The sequence below is a fragment of the Shinella pollutisoli genome, assembly GCF_024609765.1.
Lineage (GTDB): Bacteria > Pseudomonadota > Alphaproteobacteria > Rhizobiales > Rhizobiaceae > Shinella > Shinella pollutisoli.
In genome coordinates this window covers 95,007-118,620 of the sequence record NZ_JANFDG010000005.1, presented here as the reverse complement: position 1 = coordinate 118,620, position 23,614 = coordinate 95,007, and the positions used below count along the sequence as shown (strand labels likewise).

17 protein-coding genes are annotated in these 23,614 nt (G+C 70.3%); 10 read left to right on the top strand and 7 right to left on the bottom strand.

Annotated elements, in window-relative coordinates; genetic code table 11:
* Nucleotides 1-13 precede the first annotated feature (13 nt).
* From hutH to NNZ72_RS05895, 5 genes are all read left to right on the top strand, one after another.
* Nucleotides 14-1,549: a histidine ammonia-lyase gene (hutH, locus tag NNZ72_RS05915; protein ID WP_257314001.1), complete on the top strand. Its 1,536-nt coding sequence runs from the start codon at nt 14-16 to the stop codon at nt 1,547-1,549.
* 202 nt (nt 1,550-1,751) lie between these two features.
* Entirely contained in the window at nt 1,752-2,564 is an 813-nt protein-coding gene (gene hutG / locus NNZ72_RS05910) for an N-formylglutamate deformylase (protein ID WP_257313999.1), read from the top strand.
* Nucleotides 2,561-4,237, top strand: coding sequence for a urocanate hydratase (gene hutU / locus NNZ72_RS05905; protein ID WP_257313996.1), 1,677 nt, complete (start codon nt 2,561-2,563; stop codon nt 4,235-4,237). Before hutG ends, hutU begins: the two co-directional genes overlap by 4 nt.
* A 42-nt stretch (nt 4,238-4,279) precedes the next feature.
* Nucleotides 4,280-4,861 (top strand): HutD/Ves family protein, encoded by a 582-nt coding sequence (locus tag NNZ72_RS05900; protein WP_257313994.1) that lies wholly within the window; start codon nt 4,280-4,282, stop codon nt 4,859-4,861.
* An 82-nt stretch (nt 4,862-4,943) separates the two neighbouring features.
* On the top strand, nt 4,944-5,930 hold the full coding sequence (locus tag NNZ72_RS05895; protein WP_257313992.1) for an aldo/keto reductase: 987 nt from the start codon (nt 4,944-4,946) through the stop codon (nt 5,928-5,930).
* A 4-nt stretch (nt 5,931-5,934) separates the two neighbouring features.
* On the opposite strand, the gene NNZ72_RS05890 is transcribed toward NNZ72_RS05895, so the two are convergent.
* Complete coding sequence (locus NNZ72_RS05890; RefSeq protein WP_257314225.1) at nt 5,935-6,720, bottom strand: SDR family NAD(P)-dependent oxidoreductase; 786 nt, start codon at nt 6,718-6,720, stop codon at nt 5,935-5,937.
* Nucleotides 6,721-7,121: 401 nt separating this feature from the next.
* Here NNZ72_RS05890 and uxuA point away from each other — a divergent pair, with 401 nt between their 5' ends.
* The 4 genes from uxuA (at nt 7,122) to NNZ72_RS05870 (ending at nt 11,523) form a co-directional block, all read left to right on the top strand.
* Nucleotides 7,122-8,306: a mannonate dehydratase gene (uxuA, locus tag NNZ72_RS05885; RefSeq protein ID WP_257314223.1), complete on the top strand. Its 1,185-nt coding sequence runs from the start codon at nt 7,122-7,124 to the stop codon at nt 8,304-8,306.
* A 100-nt stretch (nt 8,307-8,406) separates the two neighbouring features.
* On the top strand, nt 8,407-9,183 hold the full coding sequence (locus NNZ72_RS05880; protein ID WP_257313990.1) for an ABC transporter substrate-binding protein: 777 nt from the start codon (nt 8,407-8,409) through the stop codon (nt 9,181-9,183).
* Nucleotides 9,184-9,312: 129 nt separating this feature from the next.
* A complete protein-coding gene (locus NNZ72_RS05875; protein WP_257313987.1) occupies nt 9,313-10,308 on the top strand; it encodes a LysR family transcriptional regulator in 996 nt (331 codons plus the stop codon).
* 90 nt (nt 10,309-10,398) lie between these two features.
* Nucleotides 10,399-11,523, top strand: coding sequence for an NAD(P)/FAD-dependent oxidoreductase (locus NNZ72_RS05870; protein WP_257313985.1), 1,125 nt, complete (start codon nt 10,399-10,401; stop codon nt 11,521-11,523).
* Between the two features lie 139 nt (nt 11,524-11,662).
* On the opposite strand, the gene secD is transcribed toward NNZ72_RS05870, so the two are convergent.
* From secD to NNZ72_RS05850, 4 genes are all read right to left on the bottom strand, one after another.
* Complete coding sequence (gene secD, locus NNZ72_RS05865) at nt 11,663-14,200, bottom strand: protein translocase subunit SecD (RefSeq protein ID WP_257313983.1); 2,538 nt, start codon at nt 14,198-14,200, stop codon at nt 11,663-11,665.
* 84 nt (nt 14,201-14,284) lie between these two features.
* Nucleotides 14,285-14,698 carry a hypothetical protein gene (locus NNZ72_RS05860; RefSeq protein WP_257313980.1) on the bottom strand — a complete coding sequence of 138 codons (414 nt, stop codon included), beginning with the start codon at nt 14,696-14,698 and terminating at the stop codon, nt 14,285-14,287.
* 281 nt (nt 14,699-14,979) lie between these two features.
* Entirely contained in the window at nt 14,980-18,438 is a 3,459-nt protein-coding gene (locus NNZ72_RS05855) for an ATP-binding protein (protein ID WP_257313978.1), read from the bottom strand.
* 4 nt (nt 18,439-18,442) lie between these two features.
* Nucleotides 18,443-19,705, bottom strand: coding sequence for a metallophosphoesterase family protein (locus tag NNZ72_RS05850; RefSeq protein WP_257313975.1), 1,263 nt, complete (start codon nt 19,703-19,705; stop codon nt 18,443-18,445).
* A 141-nt stretch (nt 19,706-19,846) separates the two neighbouring features.
* Here NNZ72_RS05850 and NNZ72_RS05845 point away from each other — a divergent pair, with 141 nt between their 5' ends.
* Complete coding sequence (locus NNZ72_RS05845) at nt 19,847-20,341, top strand: MarR family winged helix-turn-helix transcriptional regulator (protein WP_257313972.1); 495 nt, start codon at nt 19,847-19,849, stop codon at nt 20,339-20,341.
* Between the two features lie 419 nt (nt 20,342-20,760).
* Here the strand turns inward: NNZ72_RS05845 and NNZ72_RS05840 are convergent, their stop codons facing one another.
* Nucleotides 20,761-22,953: an esterase-like activity of phytase family protein gene (locus NNZ72_RS05840; protein WP_257313969.1), complete on the bottom strand. Its 2,193-nt coding sequence runs from the start codon at nt 22,951-22,953 to the stop codon at nt 20,761-20,763.
* A 189-nt stretch (nt 22,954-23,142) separates the two neighbouring features.
* Nucleotides 23,143-23,418: a DNA-binding protein HupB gene (gene hupB / locus NNZ72_RS05835; RefSeq protein WP_257313966.1), complete on the bottom strand. Its 276-nt coding sequence runs from the start codon at nt 23,416-23,418 to the stop codon at nt 23,143-23,145.
* Nucleotides 23,419-23,614: the final 196 nt, after the last annotated feature.

Here is a 23,614-nt window from a genome sequence, read left to right as displayed (position 1 = left end):
CGGGGAGAATGCCATGACGATCACGCTTCATCCGGGCGCCGTGCCGCTCGCGACGCTCGAAACCCTCTACCGCACCGGCGCGGCCGCCCGCCTCGACCCGTCCTTCCACGCCGGCATCGCGCGCGCCGCCGCCCGCATCGCCGAGATCGCCGGCGGCGACCAGCCGGTCTACGGGATCAACACCGGCTTCGGCAAGCTCGCCTCGATCAGGATCGCGCCCGCCGACGTGGCGACGCTGCAGCGCAACCTCATCCTCTCCCACTGCTGCGGCGTCGGAAAGCCGCTCGGCGCGGAGATCGTCCGCCTCGTCATGGTGCTGAAGCTGATCTCGCTCGGCCGCGGCGCCTCCGGCGTCAGGCTCGCCGTCGTGCGTCTCATCGAGGACATGCTGGAGAAGGGCGTCGTCCCGGTCGTGCCCGAGCAGGGTTCCGTCGGCGCCTCCGGCGACCTCGCGCCGCTCGCCCACATGACGGCGGCGATGATCGGCGAAGGCGAGGCCTTTTACGCCGGCGAGCGCATGTCCGCCCGCGCGGCGCTGGAGAAGGCCGGGCTTTCGCCCGTCGTGCTCGCCGCCAAGGAGGGGCTGGCGCTCATCAACGGCACGCAGGTCTCGACGGCTCTGGCGCTCGCCGGCCTGTTCCGGGCACATCGCGCCGCGCAGGCGGCACTCGTCACCGGCGCGCTCTCCACCGACGCCGCCATGGGCTCGTCGGCGCCCTTCCACCCGGACATCCACACGCTGCGCGGCCACAAGGGCCAGATCGACGCCGCGGCGGCGCTGCGCGCGCTGCTTGCCGGCTCCGTCATCCGCGAGAGCCACATCACCGGCGACGAGCGCGTGCAGGACCCCTATTGCATCCGCTGCCAGCCGCAGGTGGACGGCGCCTGCCTCGACCTGCTGCGCGCCGCCGCCCGCACGCTGGTGACCGAGGCCAATGCCGTCACCGACAATCCGCTGGTGCTCTCCGACGACACGGTCGTCTCCGGCGGCAACTTCCATGCCGAGCCGGTCGCCTTCGCCGCCGACCAGATCGCCATCGCCACCTGCGAGATCGGCGCCATCGCCCAGCGGCGCATCGCGCTGCTGGTCGACCCGGCGCTCTCCTACGGCCTGCCGGCCTTCCTCGCGAAGAAGCCCGGGCTCAATTCCGGCCTGATGATCGCCGAGGTCACCTCGGCGGCGCTGATGAGCGAGAACAAGCAGATGGCGCATCCGGCCTCGGTCGATTCGACGCCGACCTCCGCCAACCAGGAGGACCACGTCTCCATGGCCTGCCACGGCGCCCGCCGGCTGCTGAGGATGACCGCCAACCTCGCCGCCATTATCGGCATCGAGGCGCTGACGGCGGCCCAAGGGGTGGAGCTGCGCGCGCCGCTCGTCACCAGCCCGGAACTGCAAAAGGCCGTCGCGGCGCTGCGCGCCGTCGTGCCAGCGCTGGAGGAGGACCGCTACATGGCCGGCGACCTCGACGCCGCCAGCCGCCTCGTCTCTTCCGGCACGCTGACGGCCGTCATCTCGGACGGCATTTTGCCGAGACTGGAGGAATGAGGATGACGACGATGCAAGGATTACCCCCCTCTGCCCTGCCGGGCATCTCCCCCTCGAGGGGAGAGATCGGCAAGACGAAGGGGCGTTGCTCAAACTCTTCGCCTACGATGGGCGGAACGACGCCCCATCCGATCTCCCCCCTCGAGGGGGAGATGGTCGGCAGGGCAGAGGGGGATAGCGCAGCCTCCGAGGAGGCCGTCCGATGAGCGCCGTCTGCGAACTCCATCGGGGCACCTCGCCCGTCATCCTCGCCTTCCCGCATACCGGCACGGACGTCCCGGCCGGGATATGGGAGCGGCTGGACGGCAACGGCCGCCTGCTCGCCGACACCGACTGGCATATCGAGCGCCTCTATGACGGCCTCCTGCCGGAGGCGACGACGGTGCGCGCGACGTTCCACCGCTACGTCATCGACGCCAACCGCGACCCGGCCGGCACCAGCCTCTATCCCGGCCAGAACACGACCGGCCTCGTGCCGGTGACGGATTTCGACGGCAAGCCGATCTGGAAGGACGGCGAAGGGCCGACGGAGGCGGATATTGCCGACCGGCTCGCCCGCTATCATGCGCCCTATCACGCGGCCCTCGCCGCGGAGATCGAGCGCGTCAAGGCGCTCCACGGCGTGGCGATCGTCTACGACTGCCATTCGATCCGCTCGCGGGTCCCCTTCCTGTTCGAGGGCCGGCTGCCGGACTTCAACATCGGCACCGACACTGGCCGCACCTGCGCGCCGGAAATCGAGGCGGCGACGGTGGATATCTGCGCCAAGGCAGAGGGTTACGTCCATGTGCTCAACGGCCGATTCAAGGGCGGCTGGACGACGCGCCACTACGGAAGGCCCGAGGCCGGCGTGCACACGATCCAGATGGAGCTTTCGCAGATAAGCCATCTTGCAAGCGAGGCGCCGCCCTTCGCCTATGACGACGCCAAGGCCGAGCGCCTGCGCGTTCCCCTGGAAGCCATCCTCACCCGCATCGAGGCCATCGCCTCCACCCTCGCCGGAGACCAGCCATGACCGCCAATCCCCGCCACAACATCCGCGACGTCCGCAGTCCGCGCGGCACCGAGCTGACCGCCAGGAGCTGGCTGACGGAGGCGCCGCTCAGGATGCTGATGAACAACCTCGACCCGGAGGTCGCGGAAAACCCGCACGAGCTGGTCGTCTACGGCGGCATCGGCCGCGCCGCCCGCACCTGGGCCGATTTCGACCGCATCGTCGCGTCGCTGCGCGACCTGGAGGAGAACGAGACGCTGCTGGTGCAGTCCGGCAAGCCGGTCGGCATCTTCCGCACCCACAGGGACGCGCCGCGCGTGCTGATCGCCAATTCCAATCTCGTGCCGCACTGGGCGACCTGGGACCATTTCAACGAGCTGGATAAGAAGGGCCTTGCCATGTACGGCCAGATGACGGCCGGCTCGTGGATCTATATCGGCAGCCAGGGCATCGTCCAGGGCACCTACGAGACCTTCGTCGAGGCCGGCCGCCAGCATTACGGCGGCGACCTCAAGGGCAAGTGGGTGCTGACCGGCGGCCTCGGCGGCATGGGCGGCGCCCAGCCGCTCGCCGCCGTGATGGCCGGCGCATGCTGCCTCGCCGTCGAGTGCAATCCGGACTCCATCGATTTCCGGCTGCGCACCCGTTATGTCGACGAGAAGGCCGAGACGCTGGACGAGGCGATGGCGATGATCGACCGCTGGACGAAGGCCGGCGAGGCGAAATCCGTCGGCCTGCTCGGCAACGCGGCGGAAATCCTGCCCGAGATGGTCCGCCGCGGCATCCGCCCCGACATCGTCACCGACCAGACCTCCGCCCACGACCCGGTCAACGGCTACCTGCCGAAGGGCTGGACTATGGCCGAATGGAAGGCGAAGCGCGAGAGCGACCCGAAGGCCGTCGAGAAGGCCGCCCGCGCCTCGATGCGCGAGCATGTCGAGGCCATGCTCGCCTTCCACCGCGCCGGCGTGCCGACCCTCGACTACGGCAACAACATCCGCCAGGTCGCGAAAGACGAAGGGCTGGAGAACGCCTTCGACTTCCCGGGCTTCGTGCCGGCCTATATCCGCCCGCTGTTCTGCCGCGGCATCGGCCCGTTCCGCTGGGCCGCGCTCTCCGGCGACCCGGAGGACATCTACCGCACCGACGCCAAGGTGAAGGAGCTGCTGCCCGACAACACCCACCTGCACAACTGGCTCGACATGGCCCGCGAGCGCATCGCCTTCCAGGGCCTGCCGGCGCGGATCTGCTGGGTCGGGCTCGGCGACCGCCACCGCCTCGGCCTCGCCTTCAACGAGATGGTCAGGACCGGCGAGCTGAAGGCGCCGATCGTCATCGGCCGCGACCATCTCGATTCGGGCTCCGTCGCCTCGCCGAACCGCGAGACGGAGGCGATGAAGGACGGTTCCGACGCCGTCTCCGACTGGCCGCTGCTGAACGCGCTGCTCAACACCGCCTCGGGCGCGACCTGGGTGTCGCTGCACCACGGCGGCGGCGTCGGCATGGGCTTCTCGCAGCATTCGGGCATGGTGATCTGCTGCGACGGCACCGACGAGGCGGCCGAACGCGTCGGCCGGGTGCTCTGGAACGACCCGGCGACGGGCGTCATGCGCCATGCGGACGCCGGCTACGACATCGCACTCGACTGCGCGAGAGAGAAGGGCCTGCGCCTGCCCGGCATCCTCGGCAACTGATGCACGTCGCCAAAAAGGGTGCAGCGGCTTTGGGAGAACGACATGCACGATAAAGCCCGGCTCCTGCGCAATGCCGGCCATCGCCGCATGCCGTGGAAGAACGGCGGCGGCGAGACGGTCGAGGTGATCGTCCATCCGCCGGACACGAGTCTTGCGGATTTCGGCTGGCGCGTCAGCATGGCGACGGTGGCGGCGGACGGCCCCTTCTCCGTCTTCCCCGGCATCGACCGCACGCTGGCGGTGCTTTCCGGCGACGGCATGGCGCTCTCCATCGAAGGGCTCGGCGAAAGGCTGCTGACGCCGGCCTCCGCGCCGCTCGCCTTCCCGGCCGACGCGCCGACCACGGCGCGGCTGACCGGCGGGCCGGTCACCGATCTCAACGTGATGACGCGGCGGGGCAGCTTCCGCCACCGGCTTTCGCGGCACGTGGCGGAAGGGCCCCTGCCGGAAGCCGCCGGCGAGCGCCTGCTGCTGGCGCTCGACCCGCTCGGCATCGCCACGGCCGAAGGGCTTACCGGCCTCCAGCCGCTCGACGCCCTGCTGCTGGACGGTCCGGAAACGGCGGAGGTGCTGCCGGCCGGCGACAACGCCGCCTTCTATCTGGTCGAAATCACTCCCATCTGATCCCGGCGCGGAAGCGATTTCCTTGTCCGCCGGCATCGGGAGTGCTACCTCCCGGCACATCACTTTGCCGGGAGACAGTTCCATGAGACATCGCAAGTTCGGCCGCACGGGCTTCACCACCACCGACATCGGCTTCGGCGCCTGGCAGATCGGCGGCGCCTGGGGCGACGTCAGCGAGGCGGACGGCCGCGCCGCCCTCCATGCCGCGCTCGACGCCGGCATGACCTTCGTCGACACCGCCGACGTCTACGGCGACGGCCGCTCGGAGAAGATCATCGCCGACGTCTTGAAGGAGCGCGGCGGCCAGCGGCCGATGGTGGCGACCAAGGCCGGCCGCCGCCTCTCCCCGCATGTCGCCGACGGCTACAGCAAGGCAAACCTCGAAGGCTTCATCGACCGCAGCCTGAAGAACCTCGGCGTCGAGCGCCTCGACCTCGTCCAGCTCCACTGCCCGCCGACCGACGTCTACTACCGGCCGGAGGTCTTCCAGGCGCTGGACGAGATCAAGGCCGCCGGCAAGATCGCCAATTACGGCGTCAGCGTCGAGAAGGTCGAGGAGGCGCTGAAGGCGATCGAGTATCCGGGCGTCGTCAGCGTGCAGATCATCTACAACATCTTCCGCCAGCGCCCGGCCCGGCTGTTCTTCGAGGAGGCTGAGCGCCGGCAGGTCGCCATCATCGCCCGCGTGCCGCTGGCAAGCGGCCTGCTCTCCGGCAAGATCACCCGCGACACCGCCTTTGCCGCCGACGACCACCGCAACTTCAACCGCCACGGCGAGGCCTTCGACGTCGGCGAGACCTTTGCCGGCGTGCCCTTCGAGACGGGCCTGCAGGCGGTCGAGGCGATCCGCGCGCTGGTGCCGGCGGGCCAGACGATGGCCGCCTTCGCGCTGCGCTGGATCCTGATGGCCGAGGCCGTCAGCGTCGTCATCCCCGGCGCGCGCAATGCCGAGCAGGCCCGCGCCAACGCGGCGGCCGCCGGCCTGCCGGCGATCCCGGAAGACGTGATGGAGGCGACGCGCGAGATCTACTACCGCCTCGTCGCGCCGCACGTGCACCATCGCTGGTAAGAATTCAGGCGACGCCGATGCCGGCGGTGAGGCCGCCGTCGATGACGAAATCCGCGCCGGTGACGAAGCCGGCGCGGGGAGACGCCAGGTAGGCGACCATCTCCGCCACCTCCTCCGGCTCGCCGATGCGGCCGAGCGGATGCGAGGCGCCGAAACGGCGGAAGGCCGCCTCGATATCGGCGCCCGGCCCGTCGAAGGTGCGCGCCGCCAGTTCCAGGATCGGCGTGCGCACGGAGCCGGGGCTTACCGAGTTGACGCGGATGCCGTCCGCCGCATGGTCGAGCGCCATCGCCCGCGTCAGCGCGTGGATCGCCCCCTTGCTCGCCACATAGGCGGCCACCCCCTTCTGGCAGGCATGGCCCTGCACCGAGGAGATGTTGACGATCGCCCCGCCGCCGCGCGCGGCCATCAGCGGCACGCCGAAATGCGCCGTCAGGTGGATCGAGCCGACATTGACCGCCATGCAGCGGGCGAAGGTCGCCGCGTCCGTCGTCACCGTGGTGCCGTAGGGGTGGATCGCCGCGGAATTGACGATGACGTCGAGGCCGCCGAGCCGTTCGGCAAGCTCGACCACCGCGGCCCCCACCGCATCGGCATCGGCGACGTCCGCCCGGCGCACGAGGATCGTCAGGTCGCGGGCCGAGGCGATCTCCACAAGCTCGGCATTCGCCGCCTCGTCGATGCCGAGCGCGAAGACGGCGGCCCCGCCCTCGGCGAGCCGGATCGCCGACGCGCGGCCGATGCCGCTCGTTCCCGTCACCAGGGCCACCTTGCCCGCGAATTCGTCCATCGTCACGCCGTCCTCCCGATCTGCCTCAGGATCGCACATGGGATGCATCGCTCCGGTTTCCCCTTCTCCCCGGCGGGGAGAAGGTGGCCCGAAGGGCCGGATGAGGGGTGGAGCACTCCGCAAATTCGCCTGCGGCGTCCCCCTCATCCCGCTGCCGCGACCTTCTCCCCGGCGGAAGAAGGAGGCTGAAAGCACCGTCGACACTCCATCGGCGATAACCTGCCGTTCGCACGGAGGTTGAACGCCGGCCGGCGGGCTTGTCAATGCGGCAGACGATTGCCGAGTCTTTCCAAGTGGCTGGGGGAAGCGGCGGAGAGATGGAGTCATCTGCGAAGGACGCCCTTGCACGGCCCCTGCCCCTATGGTCCAAAAGACGGCACATGCGAGGAGGAGAGGACATGATGGAAGAATGCTTCCGCTGGTACGGCCCGAAGGACCCGGTGACGCTCGACCATATCAGGCAGGCCGGCGCCGCGGGCATCGTCTCGGCGCTGCATCACATCTACGACGGTTCCGCCTGGCCGTTCGACGAAATTAGCGCCTACAAGGCCAATATCGAGGCATCCGGGCTCACCTGGTCTGTGGTCGAGAGCATTCCCGTCCACAATTCCATCAAGATCGCCGGCCCCGGACGCGAGCGCTATATCGGCTTCTACAAGGACACGATCCGCGCGCTGGCCGAGGCGGGTGTCAGGACCATCTGCTACAATTTCATGCCGGTCTGCGACTGGACGCGCACCGACCTCCTCTACCGCATGCCCTCCACCGGCTACGCGCTGCGCTTCGACGCCGTCGACTTCGCGGCCTACGACCTCTTCGTGCTGAAGCGCCGGAACGCGGAGCGGGATTATTCGCCCGACGCGATCCGCGCCGCCGAGGCGCGGCTCGCGACGCTTTCGGAGGAGCGGATCGCCACCGTCGAGCGTAACCTGATCGCCGGCCTGCCGGCGACCGAGCGCACCTACGACCGGGAAGGCTTTCGCCGGGCGCTTGCCGAATACGAGGGCATCGACGCGGCGACGCTCAGGGCCAATCTCCTCGCCTTCCTGCGCGAGATCGTGCCGGTGGCGGAGGAAGCGAGCGCGCGGCTCTCAATCCACCCGGATGACCCGCCCTTCCCGCTCTTCGGCCTGCCGCGCGTCGTCTCCTGCGCGGCGGATGCGCGCGCCATCCTCGCCGCGGCACCGAGCCCGGCGAACGGCCTCACATTCTGCACCGGCTCCTACGGCGTGCGCGCCGACAACGACCTGCCGGCGATGGTGCGCGAGTTCGGCCCGCAAATCCACTTCGCGCATCTGCGCAACGTCACCCGCGAGCCGGACGGCTCCTTCCACGAATCCGACCATCTCGACGGCTCGACGGACATGGTCGAGGTCGTCGTGGCGCTGCTGGAGGAGCAGGCGCGCCGCAAGGCGGAGGGCCGCGCCGACTGGCGCATCCCCATGCGCCCCGACCACGGCCACCTGCTCGCCGACGACATCGGCAAGGCGCGCATCAATCCCGGCTATTCGCTGATCGGCCGGCTCAAGGGGCTCGCCGAGCTGCGCGGCGTCATGCGCGGCGTCTCCCGCTTCATGGCCGCCTGAGCATCAATGTGAGGAATAACGGGCATCACAGCTATCTATTTCGTTTATGCTTGCGGGCGCGCTACCGTCCCGCATCGTCCATGACCAAAGGGGAACAACCATGAAAAGGACAATCCTGGCGCTCGCTCTCGCCGGCTCCACGCTCATTCCGGCCGTCGCCTCCGCCGAGACGCTGACGATCGGCACCGAGGGCGCCTACCCGCCCTTCAACTACCAGGATTCGGCCGGCAATCTCGGCGGCTTCGACGTCGAGATCGGGCTCGCGCTCTGCGCCGAGATGAAGGTGGAATGCACGGTGGTCGCGCAGGACTGGGACGGCATCATCCCCGGCCTCATCGCCAAGAAATACGACATGATCATCGCCTCGATGTTCATCACCGAGGAACGCAAGAAGCAGGTCGCCTTCACCGATCCCTACTATCTCGCCGCCATGACCCATGCGGCGGCGAAGGGTGCCGGCATCACCGACTTCACCAACGAGGGCATGAAGGGCAAGGCGATCGGCGCGCAGTCCGGCACGACGCAGGCCGACTACGTCGCCGCCGTCTATCCCGACGCCGACATCAAGCTCTACCCGACGCAGGACGAGGTGAACCTCGACATGGCCAACGGCCGCCTCGACCTGCAGGTCGGCGACATGATCCCGCTGCTCGACTGGGTGGAGAAGAACGACGACGGCAAGGCCTGCTGCGAGCTGATCGGCGAGCCGATCACCGATCCGAAGTTCGTCGGCGAGGGCGTCGGCATCGCCGTGCGCCAGGAGGACAACGATCTGCGCGAGCGCCTCAACGCCGCGCTGAAGACGCTGCGCGAGAACGGCACCTACCAGAAGATCAACGAGAAATATTTCTCGATCGACATCTACACGATGAAGTGAGGCGGCGAGCCCCCTCATCCGGCCCTTCGGGCCACCTTCTCCCCGGTGGGGAGAAGGGAAGGATGGAGGCCTCTCGTTTTCCCCTTCTCCCCACCGGGGGGAAGGTCCCGGCAGGGGGATGAGGGGGACATGCACCGCCCCCTTGCCTTTCCCGCGACCGCCGTCCACGCTAGGCGCATGCCGATCAACCGTCTCGAACGCTTCGCCCACAATCTCGACTGGAACCTGCTGCGCACCTTCGCCGTCGTCGTCGAGGAGGGCTCCATCACGAAGGCGGCGAACCGGCTGCTGCTCCAGCAGCCCGCCGTCAGCATGGCGCTGAAGCGGCTGGAGCAGTCCGTCGGCCATAGGCTGATCGACCGCGGCCCGGGCCGCTTCGCGCTGACGGAGGCGGGCGAGCGGCTGCATGCGCTCTGCCGCGACATCTTCACCGCCATCGTCCGCCTGCCCGAGGCGATGGAGCCCTCCGGCGAGGACGTCGCCGGCCACATCACCATCCATTCCGTCAGCCACGCGCTGAACCCGGAATGGGACCGCGCCATCGCCGATTTCTTCCGCCTGCATCCGCGCGTTACCGTCGCCGTCGCCGTCGAGACGACGACGGACGTGATCCGCTCCGTCGAGCGCGGCATCGCCACGCTCGGCCTGTCGGACGGCATCATCCCCGATACGCTGGACAAGGCGCCCTTCTGCTCCGAGCGCTACGCGCTCTATTGCGGCCGCGGCCACCGGCTGTTCGGCGCGGGCGACGTGCGGCTGGAGAACCTGCGCGGCGAGCCCTATGTCAGCTTCCTCGCCGACGTGCTCGGCGGGCCGCACATGGGGCCTGTCACGGCCGTGCGCGCCATCGGCTCCTTCGGCCAGCGGGTGCGCGCGCTCGCCTTCAACGTCGAGGAGGTGCGCCGCCTCGTCGTCGCCAATGCCGGCATCGGCATGCTGCCGGTCCATCTTGCGGCAAGCGCCGTCGAGGCGGGCGACCTCTGGCAGCTGCCGCCCTATGACGACCTGCCGGAGACCGAGACCTTCCGTATCACCAATCCCGGCGCCGCCCTCAATCCCGCCGAGCGCGCCTTCCTCGCCCATGTAGCGGACGTCAAGCCCTGGCGCTGGGGACGATCGGCATAAATCCGGCTGATACCAGTCTTCACCCCTATAAATTTGAAGAATGCGGGCCCGTCGCTTAGGCCTTGGAAAACCGCACGGCTGGAGCCCGACATGCAGACCTTCGACATCGCGATCATCGGCGGCGGCATCGCCGGCCTGTCGCTCGCCGCCTTCCTCGCCCCGCACCGCACCCTCGCCGTGCTGGAGCAGGAAGAGGCGCCCGGCTACCACAGTACGGGCCGCTCCGCCGCCGAGTTCACGCTGCGCGACAATGCGCCGGCCGTGAACGCGCTGGCGCGGGCGAGCCACGGCTTCCTCCTCTCCCCGCCCGAAGGTTTCGCCCCGGTGCCGCTCCTGATCCCGCGCGGCAGCATCATCCTCGGCACGGCGGACAAGGCGGAGCGCGTGCGGGCGCGCTTCGAGAATGCGCGGGCGCAGGGCGCGGCCGTCGAATGGCTCGACGGGGCAGCGCTCACCGCCCGCGCGCCGATCCTCGACCCGGCCTATGCGGCGGCCGCCTATTTCGACCCGGACTACTGGGACATCGACGTCGACGCCCTGCTGCAGGGCTATGCCCGCCGGGCGAAGCGCCACGGCGCAGAGGTTCTCGAACGGCGCCGCCTCGTCGCCGCGCGGCGCGAGGGCGGACGCTGGCTCCTCGAGACGGCCGGGGAGACGGTCGCCGCCAAAATCCTCGTCAACGCGGCCGGGGGCTGGGCGGACGGCGTGGCGGCGCTCGCCGGCGTCGCGCCGCTCGGCATCGTGCCGCACCGGCGCACGGCCATCACCGTCGACCTGCCGGAGGGCGTCGAGGCGGGCCGGCTGCCGGAGATCAACGAGATCGACGACACGTTCTACTTCAAGCCGGAGGCCGGCCGCCTGCTCGCCTCGCCCGCCGACGAGACGCCTTGCGAGCCCGGCGACGTGCAGCCGGAGGAGATCGACATCGCCTATGCCGCCCACTATGTCGAGGAGGCGACGACGCTTTCGGTGCGCCGCGTCGCCCGCAGCTGGGCCGGCATGCGCAGCTTCGCGCCCGACCGGCTGCCCGCCGTCGGCTTTTCCCGCGACGAGCCGGCCTTCTTCTGGCTCGCCGGCCAGGGCGGCTACGGCATCCTCACCTCCCCGGCGCTGGGCAGCCTCGCCGCATCGCTGATCACGGGGGCGCCGCTGCCCGATGCGGTGGCGCGGGAGGGCATCTCACCCGAGGCCTTCAGCCCGCACCGATTCGGCTGATCTACTCGACGAACACGACGCCGGCGGCTCCCCCCACCTGCCGCTGCGCGACGACCTCCCCATCGAGAGGAAGGTGGGCGGGCAGCCGCAAACGCAGGGCACAAAAGCCGACGGGCGCCTCTCGGCGCCCGTCCCGTTCTCAGCTTTCCGTGGCCGGCGTGCCGGCCGCTCCCGGCGCGCGGGCGGTCTCGCGGTCCTTCCACCAGCGGCTCAGGAACAGCAGGATCGGGCCGCCGATGTAGATCGACGAGGTCGTCGCGACGACGACGCCGAAGATCATCGGCCAGGCGAAGGGCTTCACCGTGTCACCGCCCCAGATCGCCATCGGCAGGAGCGAGGCGAGGATGGCGACCGAGGTGAAGATGCATCGCATGATCACCTGGTTGATCGACAGGTCGATGAGATCCGAGAAGGGCATCGTCTTGTACTTGCGCAGATTCTCGCGCATGCGGTCGTAGACGACGACCTTGTCGTTCACCGAGTAGCCGATCAGCGTCAGCACGGCGGCGATCGCCGTCAGGTTGAAGTCGATCTGCATCAGCGAGAAGAAGCCGATCATCTTGGTGATGTCCAGGATCAGCGTGGCGATGGCGCCCACGGCGAAGTGCCATTCGAAGCGCCACCAGATGTAGATCAGGATCGCCAGCATGCCGAGGCCGACGGCGAGGAAGCCCGAGCGGGCGAGCTCCGTGCTGACGGTCGGGCCGACCACCTCGGTGCGCTCGAAATTGGCGTCCGGGATGACCTCGGCGACGCCCTCGCGGATCTGCGCGAGCGCTGCCGTCTGCGCCTCCTCGCCGCCCGGCTGGCGCTGGACGCGCACGAGCACGGAGGTGCCCTGGCCGAATTCCTGCAGCGCCACCTCGCCGAGGTTCAGGTCCTCCATCTTCTTGCGGACGGTGGCGAGGTCGATCGGCGTCTGCGACGTCGCCTCCACCTGGATGCCGCCGACGAAGTCGATGCCGTAGTTGAGGCCCGGCGTGAAGAACAGGATGATCGAGGCCGTGGAGATGACGGCCGACGTGCCGATGGCGATGAAGCGGCCGCGCATGAAGGAGAAGCTCGGCAGGCTCCAGACCCGGCCGAAGATCGAGTGGATCTCGATCTTCTTCATCTTGCGGCGGATCACCGCGTCACGCATCAGCAGGCGCACGACCGTGATCGAGGTGAACATCGAGATGGCGATGCCGATGATCATGGTGATGGCGAAGCCGCGCACCGGCCCCGAGCCGAACATGAAGAGCAGGATCATGCCGACCATGGTCGTCATGTTGCCGTCGACGATGGTGGCATAGGCCTTGTTGAAGCCGACGTCGAGCGCCTTCATCGCGCCCGCGCCGGCCGCCGTCTCCTCGCGGATACGGGCGTTGATGAGGATGTTGGCGTCCACCGCCATGCCGATGCCGAGGATGATGCCGGCGATGCCGGGCAATGTCAGCGTCGAGCCGAGGAGGCCGAGCACGCCGATCGTCAGGATCGTGTGCAGCACGAGGCCGACATTGGCGATGAGGCCCCAGGTGCTGTAGAGCACCACCATCAGCAGCACGACGGCGATGAAGCCGGCGGCACCGGTGTAGAGGCCCATGCGGATCGAGTCCGAGCCGAGGTTCGGGCCGACCGTGCGCTCCTCGATGATGGTGAGCGGTGCGGGCAGCGCGCCGGAGCGCAGCAGCGCCGAGAGCACGGTCGCCTCCTGGGGGCTGAAGTTGCCGGAGATCTGGCCCTGGCCGCCGATGATCGGCTCGCGGATGACGGGCGCCGTCAGCACCTTGCCGTCGAGCACGATGGCGAAGGGCTTTCCGACGTTCGCCTGGGTGATCTCGGCGAACTGGCGCGCGCCGGTCGAATCGAAGCTGAAGGAGACGATCGGTTCGTTGGTGCGCTGGTCGAAGCCGGCCTTGGCGTCGGCGAGCCGGTCGCCGGAGATCGCCACGCGTTCCTCGACGGCATACTTGCCGGGGTCGTTGGCGCCGGGCAGGATCATGACGCCGCGCGGCGCGACGCCGTTCGGGTCGACGGTCTGGTCGACCATGTGGAAGCTCATCTGCGCGGTCGAGCCGAGAAGCTGGCGCAGGCGCGTCGGGTCCTGCAGGCCCGGCAGCTGCACGAGGATGCGGTCGCCGCCGACGCGCTGGATCAGCGGCTCGGCGACGCCGACCTGGTCGACGCGGCGGCGGATGATCTCGAGACTCTGCTCGACGGCCGCCGACATGCGCTCGTTGATGCCGGCCTCGGTGAGCGCGACGGAGACGACGGTGCCGGAGGTCGTGACGTCGATGTCGGAGGCGCCGGTGGCGAAGCCGAGCGCGGAGGTGGGGGTCGCGAGCTTGCGCACCTCCGGCAGCACCTTGTCGAGGGCGGCCTGGTCAGCGAGCGTGATCGTCAGCGTGGTGCCGGAAAGGCGGGCGGCCGAGGCGCGCTCGCCGGCGCGGCGCAGGATGGCGCGCGCGTCGTTCAGCAGCGCGTCCATGCGCGCCTTGCGCAGCGCTGCCGAATCCACCTCCAGGACGAGATGCGAGCCGCCCTTGAGGTCGAGGCCGAGCGTGACGGGACGGGCGGGGAAATAGTGCCCGAAGGTCGCCTGCTGCGCCGGCGTCAGGATGTTGGGCACGGCCGCGAGCACCCCGAACAGGGTGATCGCCGCATACACCACCAGGTGCCATTTGGAGATACGCATGGAAAGGTCCACTTCAATTGGCGGACCGGGGCGGCCCGAGAGGCCGGCGCCCGTCCGCAAGGATCGGAAAATCGTGTCTTCGCCTCAGGCGGCGGCGGGCGGGGCACGGCTGCGGAAGAAGGCGGCGCCGGCCTTCGCCGGGGCGGCATCGTCCGCCGGGCGGACGGTCCCGATCGCGGCGATCTCGAACGGATAGCGCAGGAGGCCCGCGCCCACGGCGATCGCCTTGCCCGCGGCGTCGCCGTCGGCGAGCCCGTTCTTCGCCTTCACCACCCGCCGTTCGGCATGGCCGCTTGCGGGGAACCAGAGCTCGTCGCCGGTGCCGAGCGGCGACGGCGCGAGCCCGCCCTCGGCGGAGCTGCGGGCCGCATCCTGCGTCGCGCGCGAGCCATCGGCGAAGGCGAAGGGGGCGAGAAGCAGCGTGACGAGCAGCACGAGGAAGCCGGCGGGCGCAAAGCCCCGCTGCCAAACCGCCCCTGTCCCGATCCTGTTCGTCATGCCCGTCCTTTGGCCTGTCCGTTTCCGGAATCGCCGCGAAGCGGTGCCCGAGGGGCGCCGATGCAGCGGCCCAAGAACCATTTACCGCCCGTCAAGTCAAGTTTCGACCCTGCAACTCGCGGGGCAATCGCATACGGGGCGGGAAGCGAGCCCCCGGCCCTTCCCTTCGCCGCGGCAGCGGATGGTACGGCGAGCCAAGAGAATGCGGCAGGCCAGCCCTGCGTCCGGCCCTTCGGCCACCTTCCCGCGGCGGGCGAGGGGAAGCGGCGGAGATTGCGCCGCTACAGCTCGTGGATCGTCACATCCGGGCAGGCCTCGCGCGCGAGATCGCGCAGATGCTGGTGGTGGGTGAGGTAGATCACCTGGCCGCTTTCCGCCATCGCGGCCATGACGCGCAGCGCATTGAGCGCACGGCGGTCGTCGAAGGTCTCCATGATGTCGTCGGCGATGAAGGGCACGGTCTCGCGGCTTGCGGCGATCTCGTGATAGCCGGCGACGCGCAGCGCCAGATAGAGCTGGAAGCGGGTGCCCTTGGAAAGATCCCTCGCGAGCTTCGAGCCGCCGGCGGCGGCGTTGGCGACGAGCAGCTCGCTCTCCTTCTCGACCACGGTGGAGAGGCCGGCATATTCGCCGCCGGTGATCTCACGGAAGGTTTTGGAGGCACGCTCCATCATGGCGCTGCGATGGCGCTCGCGATAGAGGCGCAGCGCCTGCTCGGCGGCCATGACGCCCGCCCGCGTGGCAAGATAGCGGCGCGAGCGCTCGGCAAGCTCCAGCAGCGCGGTGCGGCGGCGTTCCTCCAACACGGCCGCCTCGTCGCTGCCGGCGACGCGGGCGAGCGCCTCCTCCGCCCGGCGGCGCGCGGCGTGCTGCTCCTGCACCTCGCGGTCGAGCTCGTCGAGCCGGGCGGCCAGCGTCTCCCGCTCGGCGGCGAGCACGGCGGCGTCGACGCTCGCAAGCTGCGCCTCCGCCTCGTCCACCGTCCCGGCGCGGAGCTGCTGCACGAGGTCGCGCTCGGCCTCGGCGATGCGGGTGCGCAGGTCCTCGCGGCGCGCGCAGGCCTCCAGCCGCAGGCCCGCCTCGGCCAGCGTGTCGCAGCCGAGAAAGTCGAAGATCTCCGCCAGCCGCGCCCGCATCACCGCCCGGCGCTCGGCGATATCCTCCGCCTCCGCATCGAGGCGGGCGCGCGCGGCGTCGATGTCCTGCCGGCGGCGGGCGACAGCCTTCGCCGCGTCGAGGCGGCGGGCGATGGCGGCCATGGCCGCCGTCGGCGCATCGGTATCGAAGGGCTCGGAAAGCCGCCCGGCGAGCGCGGCGGCGAGGCGGCCGTAATCCTCGCGGTCGCGGCGCATGGCGGCGACGCGGTGCTCGTATTCGTCGCGCCGGGCGACCTCCTGCCCCAGCGCCTGCAGGAGCGGCAGGAGGGCGCCGAGCCGCCCGGTCTCCTGCGGCGCCTCCGGCCCGGCTAGCCAGGTGCCGGCGATCGCCGCCGCCCAGGCCGCGTGCCAGGCCGCCAGCGCCGCCTCCGCATCCTGCGCGGCCGCCTGCCGCTCGGCGAGCCGCCGCTCCGCCGCCTCCACCGCGTGCCGCGCGGCGAGCCGGGCGGCGCGCGCCTCGCGCAGCGCCGCCAGGCGGTCCTCGCCGGCCAGCAGCAGTTCCTCCAGCGTCTCCGGCCCCTCGCCCGTCCGGCCGAGCGCGGCGCGAAGACGGGCCATGGCCGTGCGGTACTCGCCCTCGACGGCATCAGCCTGCGCGCGTTCGCGGGCGAGCGCGTCGCGCGCGGCGAGCGCGTCGTCGCGCCGTGCGAGCCATGCCTCGATGGCGTCCAGCCCGCAATCGGCGGGCAGACCGAGATTTTCGGCGAGCGCGGCGATCTCCTGCGAGACGGCCTCGCGGGCCTCTTCCGCCCGCGCCGCGCCTTCCGCGGCGAGGGTGCGCTGCGCCTTGGCCTCGGCGAAGCCGCGCTCGAGCAGGCGCAGCTCGGAAAGCCGGTCGGCATTGGCGAGGCGGGCCGCGACGGCACGGTCGTCGGCCCGCAGCGCCTGCTCGAAGGCATCCGCGCTCCCGGCGTCGAGACGGGCGCGGTGTTCGCGCCAGGCGGCGTCGCGGCGCTCGCGCAGGGCGTCTGCCTCGCCGGCGCCGACCAGGCCGGCATCCGCGACGAGGGCGTCGAGCGCCGCGCGGCGCGTCTTTTCCTCGCGGTCGAGATCGGCCTTCCGGGCGGCGGCATGCCGAGCCGCCTCCTCCGCCGCCTCCTGCCGCGTCCGAAGCTCCCGCAGCCGGGCCGGGGCCGGCGGCAGCAGGCGGCCGAGTGCTGCGGCGTCGCCGGACCAGGGATGGAGGCGCGCCTCGGCGGCCTCGACCGACTGCGCCGCCAGCGCGACCTCGCGCAGCGCCGCGCGCAGGCGGGCGGGAAGATCGCCGGCACGCGTCGCCCGCAGCGCCAGCGAGAGCGCCTCGGCCGCCCCGTCGTCGTCGCCCTCTTCGCCTCCGGCGGCGGTGCGGGCGGCGGCAAGCGCGGCTTGCGCCTGCGCGCATTCGCGGCGGGCGGCCTCCGCCTCGGCGACGACGCCGGAGCGGCGCGAGAAAAGCGTCGTCAAACGGTCGCCGAGCCCGGCCGGCAGGAGAAGCGCGCGCGCATCCGCATCGCGCGGCAGGCCGAGGGCGGCCAGCCGGTCGGCGATCGCGGCGGCGAGCCGGTCGCGCTCCGCCTCGCGGGCGGCGAGGTCCATGCCGGCGGTGCGGAAGCGGGCTTCGAGCTCAGAGCCGGCAAGGGCGGCGATGTCCGCCTCGGCGTCGAGCACGGCGCGGTCGTCCTCAAGCGCGTCGCGTTCCTCCGCAAGGCGGGCGCGCTCCGTCTCCATCCGCGCGGTGCGGGCGGCGATCTCCGCCTCCTCGCGGCCGAGGTCGGCGACGAGCGCCCGCCAGCCGGGCGGCGGCGCCTCGCCGGGCTCGAAGGCGGCGAGCTCTTCGCGCAAGGTCCGCAGGCGCTGGAGCCGGGGCAGCGCGTCGAGGCTCCGCTCCAGCGCGGCAAGGGCGGCGCGCGCCTCGTTGCGGCCCTCCGCAGCCGCCTCGTGGCGGGCGGCGGCGGCGTCGCGCTCGCGCACCAGGGCCGCGTAGTCCCGGGCGGCGACGTCGAGGCCCTTGCGCTCCTCGCGCAGCGCCTCGATCTCCGCCTTCAGCGCCGCGAGCCCGTGCTTTCGGGCCTGCGGGCGGTAGAAGTCGTCGGCCTCGGCCTTGAGCGCGGCAAGGCCGGAGGCGAGGTCGGAAAGGCCGGAGCTTGCCGAAAACAGCATGGCGCCGAGCTCGCCCTCGCTCCTGAGGATGTCCTCGCCGCCCTTCTCGATGCTCTCGTCGTCGAGCGAGAACATCGTGCGATAGGCCGTGCGGTCCATGCCGCCGAGTACCGGGGCGAAGAGCCCGTCCGGCAGCGGCCGGTCGTCGGGCGCGACCAGCGAGCCCTGGTTGCGCTTCAGGCGGAAGAGCTCGTGCCGGGCGCCGTCGAGCGACAGGCGGCCGCCGACGCGCATGGTCGCATAGGGGTGCAGGAAGCCGTAGGCGCTCTTCAGCTCGATGCCGAAGAGCAGGTCGAGATAGGCCGAGAAGAGTGTCGACTTGCCCGCCTCGTTCGGCCCGTGCACGAGGTGGAAATCCGGCCGACCGGGCCGGGCCGGGCCGAAGTCGAGGCTGCGGTCGGTGAATTTTCCGTAGCGGACGAGGTCGAGCCGGTCGAGGCGCATGCGGTCAGGCCCCCTCACCCTCGCCGCCGAGGCGGGCGAGCACGCCGTCGCGGCCCTGGCGGGCGATGTCGGCGAGAAGCGCCTCCTCCGCCGCCTCGTCCGGGGCGACGAGCGCGCGGGCCTCGCGCGGGAGCTGGCGGAGCAGGTCGGACACGAGCGCGCGCAGGTCCTCGCGGTAGGCGTGGCTTTCCGCCACGTCGTCGCGCATCAGCCGGGCAAGCTCGGTGAACGGTCCGGCGGCACGGCCCTCCCCTTCCTCCGGTGCGGCCACGGAGAGTTCCGCGCCTTCGACCCAGCAGTCGCCGAGCGAGGCGGCGAGGCTCGAAAGCTCGGCGGCGAGCAGGTCCTCGTCGCGCCGGAGCCGCCAGGCGAGCGGCGTCACGCCACCGAGCGAAAGCCGCGCCACGAGATGGGCACCCGCCGGCCGTGCCGCCGCGAGCGCCGCCTCGACGCGGCCGAGCATGGCGTGCCAGTCGGCGATGCCGGAGAGGTCGACCGCCAGCCGCTCGAAGACGGCGACGGCGACGGGACGCTCCTCGCAGGTGATCGTGCCGTCCTCGGCAACCGTCACCAGCGTCACGCCCTTCGGCCCGGCCTCGTTGACGTCGCGGCCCTGCGGGTTGCCGGGCATGACGATCCACGGGCTCTGCGCGTGCACGCGGCGCTGGTGGACGTGGCCGAGCGCCCAGTAGTCGAAGCCGTGGGCGGCAAGCTCCGCGACGCTGCAGGGCGCGTAGGGGTCGTGGCGGACGGCGCCGGCGAGGCTCGTGTGCAGGAGGCCGATGTTGATGGCGTCGGGCAGCGGCGCGCGGAAGGACGGCAGCAGCGAGGCGGGCGCGTGCGGCTGGGCGAAGCTCACGCCATGGATGTGGACCTCGCGGCCGTTCTCGAGCCGGCCGGCGGCGACCGGTTTCCCGCGCCCGTCGAAGACGTGGACGTTCGGCGGGAAGGTCAGCTCGCGGGTGATCTGCGACTGCGCATCGTGGTTGCCGCGGATCAGGAAGACGCGGATGCCGGCGGCCTCCAGGCGGCGCATCTGGCCCGCCAGGAAGAGCGCCGTCGCCATCGAGGTCTGCGCGCCGTCGTAGAGATCGCCCGCCACCAGCACGGCGTCGACGGCCTCGGCGACGGCGAGGTCGACGATGCGCTCCAGCGCCTTGCGCGTCGCCCCGCGCACGAGCTCGCCGAGCTCGCCGTTGCGCAGCGCGAGCGACGTCAGGGGCGAATCGAGGTGGAGGTCGGCCGTGTGGACGAAGCGGAAGGGCATGGCCGGACAATCGCCCCGCCGCGCCGCCGCGTCAATGGCCGCGGCCCGCCGCCTTCCCATCGTTCACAATTGATGATCAAATCTTCGCGAAAGCCGCACCATGCTTTGACATGGTCCCTCATAATATCTATATTCCCCCTCATGAAGACGACGATCGAAATCTCCCAGTGCATGTTCAAGCTCTACCATCAGGTCAGCCGCCTGGTGAACGAGTGCATGATGGACGAAGGCGTGTCGCTGGCGCGCAGCAAGTTCCTGCTGCTGCTCGAATGCCAGGGGCCGCAGCGCTCCACCGACATCGCCGCCGCCCTCGGCTTCGCGCCGCGCACGGTGACGGAGGCGATCGACGGCCTGGAGCGCGACAAGCTCGTCCGGCGCGAGCCCGACCCGAAGGACCGGCGCGCCAAGATCGTCTCGATCACCGAGACCGGCCGCAGCGTGATTTGCGCTGCCCAGCAGCCGCAGCACAAGACCATCGAGGCGATCTTCGCGGTGCTGAGCGAGGAGCAGAGGCAGACCCTGTTCGAGATCGTCCGCTGCCTCAGCGAGCGCACCGAGGAGCTGCAATGCGCCCGCGACCGCAAGAGCGACGCCGACGAGACCGCGCCCGAACGGCCGCTGCGGGCCGTGGGGTGATACGAGGTCGACAGGAAAGCGCGAGAGGCCGGGATCGCTGGACCCCGGCCTTTTCTTTACGGAGCCTCGCGATGGCGCTTCCATCCGCCTGATGGAGGTCGCCGCGGAGCGGCGGGCGGAGGTGATTTCCGCCGGCGTTTCAGCCTGCCGCGTCACCCCACCCCGGGCCTCCGGCCCTACCCTTCCCATCGAGGGGATATGCCGCCTCATCTCGCGTCCATCAGGCGATACAGAAAAGGCCGGGGTCCAGCGATCCCGGCCTCTGTTCTTCGTCAAGCCTTGTCCTGCACTCCCACTCTCCCTCGTTGGAGGAGGTAGCGGCGGGTTGGGGTGACTTCCACCGATATTTCAGCCCGCCACATCACTCCCAACCCGGGCGTTCGGCCCGACCCGTCGAGGGAGGGCAAGGCCGGGCGCCTTTACATCGCGTTCATCGGGCCGATGCCGAAGAACAGGGTCTCGCCGGAGGAATCATCGACGCCATCATTGTCGGTGACGACGAAGCCGTTGCCGGCGGCGTCGACGGCGAAGCCTTCCACCTTGTCGACCACGTAGCCGTTGGCGGCCTTGAGATCCGAGATGAGGTCGCGGACCTCCTCCTTGCCGACGACCGGCAGTTCGCCGCCGAGCGGGGCGGGCTTCAGGTCGGCGAGCGCGACGCGATAGAGCTTCTTCAGCTTCGCCGCCTGGCCGATCAGGTTGTCGCGCTCGATGACATAGGCGTGGTCGCCGTGGACGGTGATCTCGGAGAGGCCGACCCAGCCGCTTTCCGTCTTTTCGAGCGGATAGCGCACCGCACCCCATTCCTTGGACGAGGGCTTGTAGGAGACGAGCTTGACGAAGCCCTTCTCGTCGTCGCCCCATTCGCGCTGCACGGCCATCCACAGCACCTGCTCGTCGCGCTCGCCGACGCTGGCGATGCCCTCGAAGCCGAAGCGCGTCTCGCCGGCGCGCAGCGCGGCGGGAATCGCGATCTCCTTCCTGATCTCGCCCTTGCCGTTCACGTGCAGGATCGCGTGGCCGTAGAGCTTGTCGGCGTCGCCTTCCGAAGCGAGCCAGAAGCCGCCCTCGCCGTCCGGCGTCACGCCCTCGATGTCGAGCTTCTGGGCGGCCGCGCCGTTGCGCGTGATGCGCAGCGCGTCGGTGATCACCGCCGGCCTGCTGCCGGCGTCGATGGTGAAGATCGTCGGCTGCAGGGCATAGACCGAATCGCTGACGGCATAGAGCCGGCCCGGCTGGTCCTTGACCGCGGCGAGGCCCGAGAGCGCGCCGAAGCCGATGAGCTCGCCGTCCTTTTCGGCGGAGACGATCTGCGGATAGGCCGGCTCGCCTTCCGCCCGCTCGTAGATCACGACGTGCGAGCGCGCGCCGCCGTCCTCGACGAGGTCGGTCTCGTTGGCGGTGACGAAGAGGTTGCGGCCGGGGATGGCGACGGCGCCCTCCGGCCCGATGCCCGACGGCAGGAGCTGGAGAAGCTCGGGCTCGGCGCCGGTGTCCCTGTAGACGCCGACGATCGAGGCGCGCTCGGCGAGCACGAAGAACAGCCGGTCCTCGCCGAAGGTCGCCGCCTCCAGGCCTTCCGGCTCGATGCCCTTCTTGTTGCGCTTGTCGGGATAGTGGCCGATCCTGGCGATCTCCCGCTCGAGACCGGCGCCGTTCTCGTAGAGGACCTTGCCGTCCTTGCCGAAGATGGTGAAGCCGCGGGCGCCGCCCTTCCAGTCGCCCTCGTTGGCGACGACGAGGCGGTCGTCGTCCAGCCACTTGACCGCGTCGGGCTCGCGGGCGACGTCCTTCATCTCGCCGGTGAAGGTCAGCGCGCCGTCGTTCTTCGTGTCGATGCCCTCGAGGCTGACGGCGCCGGCGGAGAAGTGGGACTTCACGTCGCCGGTCCTGCCGTCGACGATGACGATGTGGTTGTTCTCCTGGAGCGTGACGGCGACCTCGTCGAGATCGTTGAAGGAGACGAATTCCGGTTCCGGGTCGTCGCCGGCGACGGCGGCGAGCCCCGTCAGGTCGACGCGCTTCAGCGAGCCGCAATCGACGACGCCGTCCTTGACGGAGAGGAGCACGAGGTCGCCCGCCGGCATCTGCGGGATGGCGCCGTCGTCGACCTCCTCGTCGCGCTCGTTCTCGATGGCGATCGCGGCGATCGTCCTGTCCTTGTTGAGGGCGATGGAATCGGGCTGGCCGCCGATGTCGCAGGTGGCCTCGACGGCCTTCGCCGCAAGGTCGACCGTGGCGAGCAGGCCCGACGGCCTGGTGAAGCTCTCGCGGGTGTTGACGGCGACGAGCGCCTTGCCGCCGGCGACGGCGACCGAGGTCGGCTCGCCGTCGAAGGAAACGACGCCGCCGGCCTTGGGAGCGCTGGCATCCGTGATGTCGATGAAGCCGATCGCCTTCAGCGGGCTGTCGGAATAGACGAGCAGGTTGCCGTCCTCGGACGCCGCGATGATCTCGGACGAGGTCGGCGTCGCCCTGTCGGCGCCGTCGGGCAGGTTGTCGGCGACGGCGAAAGAGGCGATGCGGTTGAACACGGGCTCGGCGCTGGCGGCGGGCGCCACCGAGGCGGCAAGGGCCGCTGCGAGCGCTGCGGTGAGCGAACGGGTCTTCATGAGAATCCTCCGGGGTCCGGTATGAGGGAACCCGGCGGTTCTGAGGCCGTCCTGTTACAGGCCGATGACAGTTTCCGGACAGCCGTGCGACGATCCACAGCGACGAAAAAAGGGCCCGGCGAACCGGGCCCCGATCCTGGAATTCAGGATTGGCGGCGGAGTGGATGACCGCTCTGCCCGAGCATCGGATCAGCCGTTGACGGCGTCCTTGAGACCCTTGCCGGCCGAGAACTTCGGCACGTTGCGCGCCGGGATCTCGATTTCGGCGCCCGTCGAGAGGTTGCGGCCCTTGGAGGCTTCGCGACGCGATACGGAGAAGTTGCCGAAGCCGACGAGGCGGACGTCGCCGCCGTTCTTCAGCTCGGACTGGATGGTGTCGAAAACAGCGTCGACTGCGGAAGCGGCATCCGTCTTGGAGAGGCCCGACTTTTCGGCCACTGCGGACACGAGTTCATTCTTGTTCATGTTTCCACCCCTTTCTTACGGTTCGAAAACGACTCATGACAAGTCGGGGGGCAGAATACGCATCGGCCCCTCACCCGCAACCGGAATCCGGCGGAAATCCCTGGAAAACCGGGCTTTACGCACTTTTTTCCGTAAAAAAAGACCGGCGCGGAGGCCGGTCTTTTCACTTTTGCACAGAAACGGCGGGCGTTTACCC